This is a genomic window from Tardiphaga sp. 709, from assembly GCF_032401055.1.
Taxonomy (GTDB): Bacteria; Pseudomonadota; Alphaproteobacteria; order Rhizobiales; family Xanthobacteraceae; genus Tardiphaga.
Window position 1 is genome coordinate 1,150,698 of record NZ_CP135529.1, and the last position, 13,031, is coordinate 1,163,728.

16 protein-coding genes are annotated in these 13,031 nt (G+C 61.9%); 6 read left to right on the forward strand and 10 right to left on the reverse strand.

Features of this window, described 5'->3' with window-relative positions:
* Positions 1-88 precede the first annotated feature (88 nt).
* Positions 89-763, forward strand: coding sequence for a peptidoglycan recognition family protein (locus RSO67_RS05980; protein WP_315842750.1), 675 nt, complete (start codon positions 89-91; stop codon positions 761-763).
* Positions 764-766: 3 nt separating this feature from the next.
* Here the strand turns inward: RSO67_RS05980 and RSO67_RS05985 are convergent, their stop codons facing one another.
* Complete coding sequence (locus RSO67_RS05985) at positions 767-1,588, reverse strand: aspartate dehydrogenase (protein WP_315842751.1); 822 nt, start codon at positions 1,586-1,588, stop codon at positions 767-769.
* Positions 1,589-1,902: 314 nt separating this feature from the next.
* On the opposite strand from RSO67_RS05985, the gene RSO67_RS05990 reads away from it, so the two are divergent.
* Both RSO67_RS05990 and RSO67_RS05995 read left to right on the forward strand, forming a co-directional pair.
* The gene (locus RSO67_RS05990) at positions 1,903-2,739 is read left to right on the forward strand and encodes a siderophore-interacting protein (RefSeq protein ID WP_315842752.1); all 837 of its coding nucleotides are present in this window, start codon (positions 1,903-1,905) and stop codon (positions 2,737-2,739) included.
* 30 nt (positions 2,740-2,769) lie between these two features.
* Positions 2,770-4,248 carry a GH1 family beta-glucosidase gene (locus tag RSO67_RS05995; protein WP_315842753.1) on the forward strand — a complete coding sequence of 493 codons (1,479 nt, stop codon included), beginning with the start codon at positions 2,770-2,772 and terminating at the stop codon, positions 4,246-4,248.
* A 135-nt stretch (positions 4,249-4,383) separates the two neighbouring features.
* Here RSO67_RS05995 and RSO67_RS06000 read toward each other — a convergent pair whose 3' ends face one another.
* From RSO67_RS06000 to RSO67_RS06020, 5 genes are read right to left on the reverse strand one after another with little or no spacing between them, the layout of a single operon-like run.
* On the reverse strand, positions 4,384-5,229 hold the full coding sequence (locus tag RSO67_RS06000; RefSeq protein WP_315842754.1) for a phosphodiesterase: 846 nt from the start codon (positions 5,227-5,229) through the stop codon (positions 4,384-4,386).
* Positions 5,229-6,290, reverse strand: coding sequence for an ABC transporter ATP-binding protein (locus RSO67_RS06005; protein WP_315842755.1), 1,062 nt, complete (start codon positions 6,288-6,290; stop codon positions 5,229-5,231). The genes RSO67_RS06000 and RSO67_RS06005 overlap by 1 nt, the downstream gene beginning before the upstream one ends.
* Positions 6,287-7,072 carry an ABC transporter permease gene (locus RSO67_RS06010; RefSeq protein ID WP_315842756.1) on the reverse strand — a complete coding sequence of 262 codons (786 nt, stop codon included), beginning with the start codon at positions 7,070-7,072 and terminating at the stop codon, positions 6,287-6,289. The genes RSO67_RS06005 and RSO67_RS06010 overlap by 4 nt, the downstream gene beginning before the upstream one ends.
* A gap of 4 nt (positions 7,073-7,076) precedes the next feature.
* The gene (locus tag RSO67_RS06015) at positions 7,077-7,892 is read right to left on the reverse strand and encodes an ABC transporter permease (RefSeq protein ID WP_315842757.1); all 816 of its coding nucleotides are present in this window, start codon (positions 7,890-7,892) and stop codon (positions 7,077-7,079) included.
* A 42-nt stretch (positions 7,893-7,934) separates the two neighbouring features.
* Positions 7,935-8,942 (reverse strand): ABC transporter substrate-binding protein, encoded by a 1,008-nt coding sequence (locus RSO67_RS06020; protein WP_315842758.1) that lies wholly within the window; start codon positions 8,940-8,942, stop codon positions 7,935-7,937.
* 210 nt (positions 8,943-9,152) lie between these two features.
* Between RSO67_RS06020 and RSO67_RS06025 the strand changes: the two genes are divergently transcribed.
* Positions 9,153-9,566, forward strand: a complete 414-nt coding sequence (locus tag RSO67_RS06025; protein ID WP_309945023.1) for a hypothetical protein — start codon at positions 9,153-9,155, stop codon at positions 9,564-9,566.
* A 9-nt stretch (positions 9,567-9,575) separates the two neighbouring features.
* On the opposite strand, the gene RSO67_RS06030 is transcribed toward RSO67_RS06025, so the two are convergent.
* Both RSO67_RS06030 and RSO67_RS06035 read right to left on the reverse strand, forming a co-directional pair.
* Complete coding sequence (locus RSO67_RS06030; RefSeq protein WP_315842759.1) at positions 9,576-9,899, reverse strand: GrlR family regulatory protein; 324 nt, start codon at positions 9,897-9,899, stop codon at positions 9,576-9,578.
* A gap of 117 nt (positions 9,900-10,016) precedes the next feature.
* The gene (locus RSO67_RS06035) at positions 10,017-10,265 is read right to left on the reverse strand and encodes a hypothetical protein (RefSeq protein ID WP_315842760.1); all 249 of its coding nucleotides are present in this window, start codon (positions 10,263-10,265) and stop codon (positions 10,017-10,019) included.
* Positions 10,266-10,485: 220 nt separating this feature from the next.
* On the opposite strand from RSO67_RS06035, the gene RSO67_RS06040 reads away from it, so the two are divergent.
* On the forward strand, positions 10,486-11,631 hold the full coding sequence (locus RSO67_RS06040) for a GGDEF domain-containing protein (RefSeq protein ID WP_315842761.1): 1,146 nt from the start codon (positions 10,486-10,488) through the stop codon (positions 11,629-11,631).
* A 73-nt stretch (positions 11,632-11,704) separates the two neighbouring features.
* A complete protein-coding gene (locus RSO67_RS06045; RefSeq protein WP_315842762.1) occupies positions 11,705-11,977 on the forward strand; it encodes a hypothetical protein in 273 nt (90 codons plus the stop codon).
* A gap of 8 nt (positions 11,978-11,985) precedes the next feature.
* Here the strand turns inward: RSO67_RS06045 and RSO67_RS06050 are convergent, their stop codons facing one another.
* Complete coding sequence (locus RSO67_RS06050; protein WP_315844175.1) at positions 11,986-12,594, reverse strand: glutathione S-transferase; 609 nt, start codon at positions 12,592-12,594, stop codon at positions 11,986-11,988.
* Between the two features lie 8 nt (positions 12,595-12,602).
* Positions 12,603-13,028 (reverse strand): heme-binding protein, encoded by a 426-nt coding sequence (locus RSO67_RS06055; protein WP_315842763.1) that lies wholly within the window; start codon positions 13,026-13,028, stop codon positions 12,603-12,605.
* Between the last annotated feature and the right edge of the window lie 3 nt (positions 13,029-13,031).

A 13,031-nucleotide genomic window follows, 5' to 3' on the forward strand; every position in this document is an offset into this window, starting at 1 on the left:
CGATCATACCCAGCCGCGGATTTGACTCCCAGCGCGGCTCGGTTACGCTTTCCGGAGGCGTTATGAGACGCCTTCGGAAACGAGGGATATGAGAGGTCAGGTCGCCGGGCTATTGCTGGTCTTGTGTGCGATCGCCACACCGGCGACCGCCCAGACGCCTTCGAGCTTCGAGATCGCCGCCCGCTCCCGCGGCACCCCCGACATTCCCGGTCTCAACATGGTCTGGCTGAGACCATGGACCGATCTCCGCCACGCCCGGGAATGGCGCAACATCGTCGTGCATCAATCGGAAGGCGCGGTCGGATCCGCCTGGCGTAACGCGGTCGCGCAGATGCAGAAACCCGATCGCCGCGGCGTCGCCATCTGGATCGAGACCGACGGCACGGCTTACTGGTCGACGCCCGAATGGGCGGTACCGAAACATCTCAACCGCGGCAATCGCAACGACAACAAATATATCGACAACAGCGGGACCTATCAGCAGATCGACGATGACTCATCGATCGGGGTCGAGTTCGTCGGCAACTACCCCAATGTCCGCAAGCCGCCGACCGACGCGCAGATCGCAGCCTGGCGCGTGCTTGTCCGCGTGTTGCAGGCCCGCTACGACATCCCGAATGAGCGCGTCTTCGCCCATAACTGGATCGACTACAAGGATCGCCGCTACTGCGAGGGCTGCGAGCTTGCCAGGATCGCCCGGACCCAGGGAATCGAGACTGCGCAGCAGATGGCCCCTGCGCATCAAGTCGAAAGCGGCAAATAGGCCTTACGTCCCCACCCGCAATGCCGCGCGCTGTTTGCGCAGATAGGCGATCACCGACAGCGCCGTGATGCGGCCGGTCTTCGGATTCTCCGACGGGATGTTTTCGATCTGCATCGAGAACCGTGCAGAATCCGAATCCACTTCCACGCGATGGACGTTGCGGGTGAGCGCCGGATCGGCCCAGATTTCCAGTGTTGTGGCGTCGGGGCCTGCGCCTGCGAGCGACAGCGCAACGGCGACATTGAGATTGGCGGGGAAGCCCTTGGCGGCCTCGCGCGCCGTGCCCTCGAAAATCTTCATCGGTTCGGTGATGCTCTCAATGTCGATCTTGTTCTCGACGATATAGGGCGCGCCGGCGAGGCCCTTCACCGGCTTGCGCGTTACCATCTTCACCGACGAGATCTTGCCCTCGGCGGCAGCAGTCACGGCATCGAGCCCGATCAACGCGCCGGTCGGCACCACGATCTGACCACCGTTCTGCTTAGCAAGTGCGACGAGATCCTCATTGAACAATAGCGCTCCAGCGCTCAGCACGATCGCGGTCTTGCCCTTGCTGACGAACGGCTTGACGATCTCGGGCAGCAACGCTGCAGGCGCACATTCGATCACGATATCGGCGACATCCACGAGATCCGCGATCGGCAGCACCGGCGGCGCCTTGCCGAGACCAGCCAGGAACGCCTGATGCTTCTCCGGATTCTGCACGGCGACCGCCGCCAGAACCAGGCCGTCGATGCCGCGGTCCAGTGCTTCGGCCACCTTGCGGCCGATCGGGCCGAGGCCAACAATGACCACGCGCGTGGCAGACTTTGCTTCAGTGCTCATCAGGTCTATCTCGTCCAACGATTTCGGGGCCACGCCGCCACATCCGGAAACGGTTCTCCCCCGGAAAGGCCGCAATGTCCATGCGGTGACGTCAGCCAGTTTAGAAGGCTTCCGGCATCACGCCATCGTGCGGCGCGTGCGACAATCCCGGGCTTGCACGTAAAAGGACGTTTCGATAGGTCTGCCGTGATTGCTGTCTCGGCGAGGCCGCACGTAAGCGTTAACGTGAACCAACGCGCCGATCGAACCTGATCCAGGCTCGACCTGCGCGACTCCGCGTCAAACAGGCCGATCTGGATTCCCCGGGAATCCACATGACCGACACATCTTCAGAAGCAATTTCCAACGATCTTCACCGCATCACGCGCGTTCGTCACGAGCTGAAGCGCCGTCTGCTGACCGTCAAGCGCGTGACGTCGGTGACGCCGCATATGAAGCGCATCACCCTCACAGGCGACGACCTCGAAGGCTTTGTCAGCGCGTCCTATGACAACCACGTCAAGGCATTCTTCCCGCGCCCCGGCGAAGTCGAACCTTTGATGCCGGTCTTCAGTGAAGGGCGCGTGCTGGTCGATGAAAGCGCGCGGCCAATCGCGCGGGACTACACGCCGCGGCGCTATGACGAAGCCGCGAAAGAGCTCGACCTCGATTTCGCCATTCACGATGCGGGGCCTGCCACGACCTGGGCCACCCAAGCGAAGCCAGGCGATAAAATCGGTATCGGCGGCCCGCGCGGCTCGTTCGTCGTGCCGGACGACTTCGACTGGTACCTGCTGATCGGCGACGAAACTGCCCTGCCCGCCATCGGCCGCCGACTTGAAGAACTGCGTCCTGCCACACGGGCCATCGTGATCGCAGAAGTCGCCGATGCTGCCGAGGAGCAGACCTTCGCATCCAGGGCATCCGTCACAATCAACTGGCTGCATCGTGGCCAGCAAAGCGCCGGCTCGACCACCCTGATGGAGGATGCCTTGCGCAACCTCAAACTTCCCGTTGGAGACGGCTATGCCTTCATCGCCAGCGAATCCGAGGTTGCCAAGCGCCTCCGCAGGATTCTCGTCGACGAGCGCCAGCATCCCAAGGCATGGGTCAAGGCATCGGGCTATTGGAAAGGCGGCGCAGAGAACTATCATGAGCCGCATGACGACTGACCGTCGCGTCCCGGACTAGCAGGAGATCTGGTGTCCCATCGTTTCACGCGCCGCGATTTTGCCGGAGCGGCCGGCGCGCTCGCCGCCGGCCTCACCGTCCCGACTGCAAAGGCCGAGGCCCAAACAGCCCCGATCACACCGGCAACGCTTGGCAACGACCGGCGTTTTCCGGCGGATTTCGTCTGGGGCACCGCAACGTCGGCCTATCAGATCGAAGGTGCCGTCGCGGCCGAAGGCCGCGGCCCCTCTATCTGGGACAGCTATTCGCACACACCGAAAAAGATCCGTGGCGGTGGCAACGGCGACCACGCAGTGGATCATTTCCATCGCTACAAGGAAGACGTCCAGCTGATGAAAGCGTTGGGCGCGAAGGCCTATCGCTTCTCCATGTCATGGTCGCGCGTGTTTCCGACCGGCATGAACACGCCCAATCCGCAAGGGCTCGATTTCTACAACCGCCTCATCGACGAGCTATTGGCCAACGGCATCGAGCCATACGCCACCCTGTATCACTGGGATCTGCCGCAGCCGCTGCAGGACCGCGTCGGCGGCTGGGCGTCGCGAGATACATCGAAGGCGTTCGGTGATTATGCCGCCCATGTGGCGCAACGGATTACCGACCGTGTGAAGAACATTTTCACGATCAACGAATGCGCAACCTTCGTCGATTTCGGCTATGGCAGCGGCCCGGTCGAGCTCGCGCCCGGTCTGAAGCTGTCGCAAGCGCAGCTCAATCAGATCCGCCATCACGTCGCACTCGGCCATGGTATGGCTGTCCAGGCGATCCGCGCCAATGGGCGCCCGGACACCAGGGTTGGCCTCGCCGAGAATGTCGCGTCCTGCGTCCCGGCCATCGAAACACCGGCCAATATCCGCGCATCCGAAATCGCAACGCGCGAGATGAATGGCGGCTATATGACCGTCATTCTCGAGGGCAGATATACCGATGCATTCCTGGCCTATGCGGGCAAGAATGCACCGAGCTTCACGGCAGAGGAGCTGAAGACCATCTCCTCGCCCGTCGATTTCGTCGGCCTCAACGTCTACATGCCGCAACATTACGTGGTGGCGAGTGGTGATCAGCATGGCTTCGCATTGGTGCCGTTCCCAACCTCGTTCCCGCGCATGGATTCAGACTGGCTGCGAATCGGGCCGGAAGCGCTGTATTGGGCTCCGCGCAATGTCGCCAAGGTCTGGAACGTCAAGCAGATCTATATCAGCGAGAACGGCACATCGGCCGCCGACCGGCCGGCCGGCGACGGCAATATCCACGATCTCGACCGCGTCATGTATCTCAGGAACTATCTCACGCATCTGCAGCGCGCGACGTCGGAAGGCATCCCCGTAAGAGGGTATTTCCACTGGAGCCTGATGGATAATTTTGAGTGGTCGGATGGCTATGAAAAGCGCTTCGGCCTCTATCACGTTGACTTCACGACGCAGAAGCGAACACCGAAGCTCAGCGCGGAGTTCTACCGCAACCTGATCGCGGCGAACGCACTGGTTTAGTCTGCACCGTCGTTCCGGGGCGCGAGTGTCAGCGAGCGAACCCGGAACCTGGAGATAGTTGAAACGCTGGTTAGCTCACATTTCGAGATTCCGGGTTCGCGCGCGAAGATGCGCGTGCCCCGGAATGACAGAGTTTTACAGCAACTTCCCATCGGCTCCGAAGAACGGATGCGGACCGTCGAAGTCGCCGATCGACACCTGATGGGTCACCAGATGGCCGCCCTCCTCGCCATCCGGAAACCAGACATGCAGGTGGAAAGCGGGCGGCTCGACACGAAACGACGGCGGGCGCAATTCGGCGATGTCGAGATCGACCGCATGGTTCGGCGCCGGGCAAATGGTCGCAACCGTTCCGGCGAATGTCGTCAGCGTCGCACGATGGACGTGGCCGGCGGCGACGATCCGGACACGCGGGTGCTTGCGGACGATGGCGACGAGCTCATCCACATTAAACAGGTCCTGTACGTCCATGTGCTCGATGCCGGTGCGGAACGGCGGATGATGCAGGAATAACAATGCCGGCCGCTCGCGCGATGATGCCAACGTGGCATCCAGCCAATCGAGCGTCGCTGCTTCCAGCGTGCCATGCGGCTTCCCCGGCACATGCGAGTCCAGCAGGATGATATCGAGCGGGCCAAACGTCCGCGCCTGATCGAGCGGGCCCGACGACTTGGCATAAGCCCAATCGGGAAATGCCGCGCGCATCATGTCGCGAGCATCATGATTGCCGGGAACGCCGATGAACGGGATCTTGAGCGGTGCCAGCAAACGCCACAGATGCTCGTATTCGCCGGGTGTCGGCGTATCAACGAGATCGCCGGAGATGACAACAAGGTCAGGCCGCGGTTCGAGCGCATTCAGCTCGGCCACACAGCGTTCCAACGCCCTGGCCGTGTCGACCTTGCCATAGGCCAGCTCGCCCGGCGCCTTGATATGCAGATCGGAGATCTGCGCGATGATGGTGGGCCTGGGCTTCGACATCAGTCTTCTTTCGGCAACACGCGAACCGCTTGAGGCGTGACCGACAGGCCGACGCGCTCCCCTGCACGTACATTGATGGTGTTCGGCGCGTCCACCGTCAACGGCTTGTTCGCCGCACCCGTCACCACGAGACGCTGGCGATCACCGATAAAGGCGACGCTTTCGACCGTGCCGCGCAGGAAGGCGTCCGCCTCGGCGACAATTCCGATGGTTTCCGGCCGGATCATCGCCACTGCCGCAGCGTTATCGGCGGCATCACTGAGCGCCAGCCAGCCGCCGGGCAGCGTCAGCCGACCGCCGCTCACCGGCCCCTCTACGATATTGGCCGCACCGACGAATTCGGCGACGAAACGGTTCTGGGGAGCAAAGTAAATCTCCCGCGGCGTGCCGATCTGGGCGATGGCGCCCTTGCGCATGACAACGATACGATCGCCGAGCTCCATCGCTTCGGCCTGATCGTGAGTCACATAGATCGCGGTGATCCCGAGCGAGCGTAGCAGGCTGTTGAGTTCACTGCGCAACCGGTCGCGCAGCGACGCATCAAGCGCCGTCAACGGCTCATCCAGCAGCAGCACCCGTGGACGCACGGCCACCGCGCGCGCCAAAGCTACGCGCTGACGCTGGCCGCCAGATAATTGATCGATCCGGCGGTTTTCGAGCCCGCCGATATTGGTCAGCGCCACCATCTCGGCGACACGCGCCGCGCGTGCCGCCTTGTCGACGCCGCGAATCTTCAGCCCATAGCCAATGTTCTCGGCCACGGTCATGTTGGGAAACAGCGCGTAGGACTGGAACACCATGCCGACATGGCGCTGCTCGATCGGCACCGCGGTCATGTCGGTCTTGTCGAACAGCACACGGCCGCCCGCATCGGGCGTCTCCAGACCGGCGATAATCCGCAGCATGGTGGTCTTGCCGCAACCGGAAGGGCCGAGCAGCACCAGCGTCTCGCCTGACACGATATCCAGTGAAGCCGGCGCCAGCGCCTGCGTGCCGTCCGGAAAGGTCTTGCCGCAATTCTGGATGTGAACGGCCGCACCGTGGCCTGAGATAGCGCTCATTTCTTTTCGCCCTTCTCGGCAAACATCTGCATCGCCACCAGAAGGGGCACAATCATGATGAAAAAGATCAACGTATACGCTGACGCCACTTCCAGCCGCATCGACGCATAGCTGTCGGCGAGACCGACCGGCAGCGTCTTGGTGAGCGGCGTGTGCAGCATCCAGGTCAGGTTGAATTCGCCGAGCGACAGCGTCACCACCATCAGCGATCCGGCGAGAATGCCGGGCATGGCGTTCGGCACGATGACATTGCAAAACCGCGTCCATGGCGACGCACCGAGCGAGGCAGCCCCCTCGTCCAGCGTCTTGATGTCCACCGAAGCGAACACCGCCATCACGGAGCGCACCATGAAGGGCATGGTGAAGATCACATGGCCCGTCAGGATGAACAGCCACGACTGCCGGAAGCCACCGAAGCCGCCATAGGTCAGCAGCAGCGCCAGCGCGATGGCGAGGCCGGGGATCGCCAGCGGCAGCGTGATGATCTCCTCGATCACACGCGACAACCTCCCGCCCTTCACGTGCAGCCCATAAGCCGCGGGCACGCCGACAATCAGTGTCACCGCCAGGGTCGCGAAGGCGATCAGAAACGACAGCCCGATTTCACCGGCATACAGATTCCAGACCTGCACCACCCATTGCAGCGTGACGCCCGACTGGATGCCGCGGAAGTAATTGACCGTGACGCCAGCGGAAATCGACAGCACAACAGGCACAACGAGGAACGCCGCGACGAGCAGTGTGAAGCCGAGTTGGCCAGCGAAAATCAGGCGATCGCGCATCGGCTCACCCCGCCGCCGCGACAGCGCCGCCGCTCATCGAGCGGGCCAGCGCAAGGATCGCCCAGGCGATCACGCCGAGTCCGATCGACAGCGCCGCCGAGATCGCGAAATTCGCCGCCAATGTGAACTCGGTATAGATCAGCATCGGCAGCACATCGATGTTTGTCGCAAGCGTGAAGGCTGTGCCGAACGCGCCCATCGCCGTCGCGAAGGCAATCGCGCCCGAGGCGACGAAGGCCGGACCGAGCGCCGGCAGCACAACATCGCGTTGAACCGCCCACGGGCTCGCACCGAGCGAACGCGCCGCCTCCTCCAGCCCGATATCGAGCTTCTGCACCGCGGCCATCACCGTGAGGATCACGCGCGGAATCGAGAAATAGAGATAGCCGAGAAACAGACCGAAGATTGAATAGGCGAACACGACTTTCTCGCCCGTCAATGCCGCCGTGATGGCGCCGATCAGGCCCTGACGCCCAGCCAGCAGAATGATCAGGAAGCCGACCACGACCCCGGGAAATGCCAGCGGAAATGTCAGCATGGCGATCAGCACGGCGCGGCCGGGGAAGCGATGACGCTGCAGGAACAGGCCGGCGATGGTGGCAATCACCAGCGTGGCGATGGTCGTCGCGGCAGCTAGTACGACCGTATTGATCAGCGTGGCGCGATAGCGCGGTTCTGTAATGATCGCCAGATAGGCGGACGCGCCGCGCGATCCGCCGGCACCGACGGCGAGCAATTGCGCCATCGGCAAGAGGAAGAAGGCTGCTGTCACCACCACGAGCGGCAACAGGCAGATCCAGATGAAATTACGATGCGACATGAAATTATGGTGCCCCTGCCCCCGCCGGGGCACCATTGTGCATCAACGGACTTCGGCGAGATAGCGGTCGCTGAAGCCTTTCTGCGCCAGCTCCATCTTGCCCCAGTCCACGCTCTTGGCGCGGGCATATTCGCTGTCCGGCAGGAATTTGGCCTTCACGGCTTCCGGCAGTTCGATCTTGCGGGCCGGACGGAGGTAGGCGTTGGTCCAGATCGCCTGGCCCTTGTCGGACAGGAGATAGTCCATAACCTTCTTGGCCTTGTCCTTGTGCGGCGCGTTCTTCACCAGACCGACCACATAGGGAAACACGACCGAGCCTTCGCAGGGAATGACAAATTCAAAACTGCCCTTCTCGGAATACTTGGCGCGATAGGCATTGAAATCATAATCTAGCAGGATCGGCATCTCGCCGGAGACGACACGGGCATAGGACGTCTGCTTGGGCACGATCGCATCGTTCTTCTTCAGCTCCTTGAAGAAGGCGATGGCCGGATCGAAATTCTGGTCCGAACCGCCGAGCGCGAGATTGACCGCGACAGCGCCGACATAGCCGACGGCGGCCGACGTCGGATCGAGATAGCCGACCATGCCCTTGTAGTCGGGCTTGGCGAGATCCTTCCAGCACTTCGGCACCGGCTTGCCAGCCAGGGCATCCTTGTTGACGAAGAAGCCGAGCGTACCGGAATGGATTGTGGTCCAGTAGCCTTCGGAGTCCTTCAGGCCGGCATCGACCTGATCCCAGCCAGCGGGCTTGTAGGGTTCGAGCGCATCCTGCGCCTTGGCCTTCATGCCGAAGGTGACGCCGAAATAGCCGATGTCGCCAACCGGATTGGCCTTCTCGGCGAGGATCTGAGCCAGTGCCTGGCCGGAATTCTTGTTGTCATGCGGCATCTCGATCGAGAGGTCGGTCTTCACCGCCTTGATCATCGACGCCCAGTCGGCCCATTCCGGCGGACAGTTGTAGCAGATGACGTCCGCAGCACGGGCGGGCTGCGATACGGCGGCGAGCGCCAGCGCGGACAGAGCAAATACCAAGCGGAACGGTTTCACGGCGATCGTCTCCATCCTGGCGCAGGCTTTAAGGCCGGCGCATAGAAGTCTGAGGGGAATGCGTGACGCCCCACTATAGGCCGCGGATGAAACTTTTGCGACAAAGCCAACCCGCAGCGCATTTGTGCACCGCAATGACCGTCAAGCCCATCGACAACGTCCCGCGGAGGATGTGAAATCGCCCGTCGCCGCTGATATTGGACTGTTGATGTGAAAGAGACGCCCGAACGCGATCGAGGCCTGCTCGGTCTGGTCGAACGACTCATGAGGAGGCCAGGCGATCCCGAACCGATCAGGCCTGAGCCAGACGCGGACACCAGAGACGGTTTCGATCCGGTCGTCGCAGAGGAGAATCCGGCGGCATCGCTGGAGCCGCAACTTGCAGTCGAGAGCACCCGCACGCTTGGCCGCTCGGAAATCGCGGATGTGATCCTGCGCGCGCTAAAAGGTATCGATGGCTGTCCGACAGCCGGCTTCGAGGTGGTCGTCTATGGCACGCGCCCGTGGAACGCCATGTTGCGCATCACGCCGGCCGCCGGCGCGGTGCCTGACGCGCGTGCCTGGCGGCAGCGGGTCCAGGACATGGTCCAACTGTTGCGACATCAATACGAGTTGCGCGAATAGACCGGAGGCCTAGCCTTCCATGCGCACCAGCACGACCTCAAACGGCACGCCGGGCCGTTGCTTGACGACACCTCTGCAGGACGCCGTCGTGGTCTTGGATGTCCCGACCAGATCAATCTCGACTTCATCGATGCCGAAGATCGCCGGCTGGCCGTCCGCATGCCGGCGGGTCGCAATCGTCGCCGTGAAAGCATCGCCGTTCTGGATATAGGAACCGCTATAGGCGATCACCGTATCGCCGCCCGACAATCGACCATCAGCGAGCGTGATAATCCCCATGCCTTCCTTCTCGGGAATACGAAACCACGCCGAATAACGGCCATCCGGGAGCATGACAAACCTGAACTGTAAGTTGCGGTACAGCCAATTACCACCAACCCATCAGAAAGACGTTAACCAGATCGGTCGCATTGAAACGATCGATCTCGTCTTCCCCAATGTAATGCCGCGCTACTTGCCGCCCCCGATATTGCCGCCCTTGATATGGCCGAGCGAGTTGCTGCCATAGGCAGAATTGCCGTGATTGCCGCTCATCGCGGCATTGCCACGAAAGATTGCGGGACCTCGCATCTGGCCATAACTCCCGTAATAGCCGTGGTGCGCCTTGTAGCTACGATGGACTTTCTTCGCAGAAGCCGCCGTCGCCGTGAAACTCGCGATCATCAGTGCAGCTGCCGCCGTCGCCAGAATCTTTTTCATGTTCAACCCTCTGTAACGCCCTTCAGGAAAACGCCGGTCGCTGCGTCTCGTTCCGGCACAGATCGTCGCAAAAAACGGCCGTACGACGCTCTCCGGACATCCAGTCCACAGACCTGGTAACGCTTTGCTCACCATACAAAATGGGTGGCCCCGACCGCGATCGGTGGTAAGTGGGTGCTGCTTATTGCGCATCAAATAAATTACACCGCGTTCGGACATCATGTTGCTAGATCAGTCCTCCATCTTCGCAGCGATCGGACTCTCGAGCGCGGCGCTCGCGCTCACATTGCTCGCCACCTGGCTCGTCGCGCGATCCGAGACCTATCTGCTGACTTGGTCGATCGGTCTCGCGACCACGGTGGTTGCCGTCATCATCTATGCAGGCTTCGAGCAGTATGATTCGAGGCTACAGCTCGCTGCATTCATATTGCTGCTTGTCGGCTTCGGGGTGATCTATGCGGGCACCACGCAATTCTGCTCGAACCAGGCCCATTGGATCCGCGCCGCCCTCGTCACCACCGCAGGGCTCGTTCCGATGATCATCGGCTTTGCGCTTGGTTACACCGGCGTCGGCACGATGGCCGCGAATTTTGGCACGGGCCTTCTCGTTGCGCTGTCGGCAGCACAATATTGGCACGCGCGCGCCGAAGCACCGCTGCTGATGGTCGCAAATGCGCTACTCTATCTCGTAACGGCCGCATCGTTCGTGGCCTGCGGTGCCGAACTCTTGCGTACCGGGCAATTCGTGCTGACCGATCGACCGATGAATTGGGCAGAACAGTTCAATTCACTGATGGTGATCGTCGGTCTGACCGGGATCGGTGCGCTATCACTGACAATCAACCAGATCCGGACGTCGAACCGGCATAAATCCGATGCCATGACCGATCCTCTGACCGGCCTGCTCAATCGGCGCGCGCTGTTTGGCGAAAAGGTAACGGAGACAGCATCCAACACCGCCATTCTGGTGATGGATCTCGATCACTTCAAAACGATCAACGATCAGTTCGGCCACGCCGCCGGCGACCGCGTGCTGCGCGCCTTTGCCGAAGTCATCTTCTCGAACATTCGCGCCGAAGACGTTGCCGCGCGTCTGGGCGGCGAGGAATTCTGCATTGTCCTAGCCGCGTCGAGCCCAAAAGCAGCAGCCGCTGTCGCCGAGCGCATCCGATCAACGCTGGAGACAAAGACGTTCCCGACTTCCGCCGGTGTTATCCATGCCACGGTCAGCGTGGGAATCGCGATCCGGTCAACCGAGCCTGAAACGCTGCAGGCATTGCTTAGCCGTGCCGATGCGGCGCTCTACCAAGCCAAGGCGGCGGGCCGAAATCGCGTGCAGATTTCTGATTTTCATCTGGCCGCCTGAGCCGCGCGACACCCGGTTCCACGAAAAATTAAGCACTGGCTGGCAGCGTAAGGTTTTTCGGCAGAATGCCCCGATGCCCGGTCAGAAAACCATCGCCATAGAGACGCTCAATCTGCTGCGCGCCTCAGAACCTCTCCCGAACGACAGCCACCTCAAGGCGGCGTCGATTATCGCATTTCCGCTCGGTCCCATTGAGGTCGAGCAAATCACGCCGCGGTTCTTCGCCTCCTTCGCCATCGAGAGCCTGCTGCGCTCGATCTGCTATCGCGAAGAACAGTGGCTGATCGACGCCCGGCACAGCCATGCCATGCGAATGACACTGAACTGGGTCGAGGCAGAAAGCTGACGACAGAATTATCCCTCAGCCGGAACCGTATCTCGCAGTGACGGCCGCTCCGACACGGCTGCGAACCAGTCGGTCAGGGCCGGCCGCGAGCCGCGCCAGTCGAACGATGCGAAACGGAAATCCAGATAGCCGAGGGCGCAGGCAATAGTGAGGCTGCCGATGGTGATGCGGGCGCCGAACGATGCGACAGAGTTTTCCATCTGATCGAGCGCCGCGGCGATCTTGGTCATCTGACCATCGATCCACTCCGCCGATCTGATCTCGTCGCTACGGCAGGTATTTTCATAGCGCGTGAGCAGCGCCGCATCGAGCAAACCGTCACCGAGCGCCTGTTCGGTGAGCACTTGCCAGCGCTCCGCGCCGCGCGGAAACAGCGAACCGCGTCCGAGGTCGTCGAGATATTCGCAAATCACCCGGCTGTCGAACAGCAGCGTGCCATCCGCCAGCTTCGCCGCCGGCACCTTGGCGAGCGGGTTGAAACCTGCGATCCGCGCGTCGCGCTTCAACGGATGCGCGGCGCTGGGCAGCTTCACGATACGATCGGCGATCCCGAGCTCGATCGCACAGGCCATGACCTTGCGGACGTAGGGCGATGTTGGCGCGTAGAACAGTTCGATCCTGTCGCTCATGGCTTCTGATCCTCCGCGTCGATGGCCGCCAGTGCGGCGCGCGCGACTTCGACATCCTGCGCGCCGGTGCCCGACCCGACGCCGACTGCCCCGACGCACTGGCCTGCAATCATAATGGGCAGTCCGCCTTCGAGATTGGTGAGCCGGCCGCCGCCTGCGATGGCGAGCTTGATCTCGTCGGCGGGATTGAGCCGCGACGTTGGCTGCCGATGCGACGCAGCGGTGATGGCCTTCGACATCGAGGTTTCCCGCGACAGCAATTTGGCGCCGTCCATCCGAACAAAAGCCAGCAGATTGCCGCCGTCGTCAACGATCGTGACGTTCTGCGCCACGCCCAACTCTTCTGCCTTGGCGACGGCACCCGCCAGCGCTTTGAGCGCGCCTTCATGTGTCAGCTTGAGAGAGGGTTTAGTCGTCGCCATGGG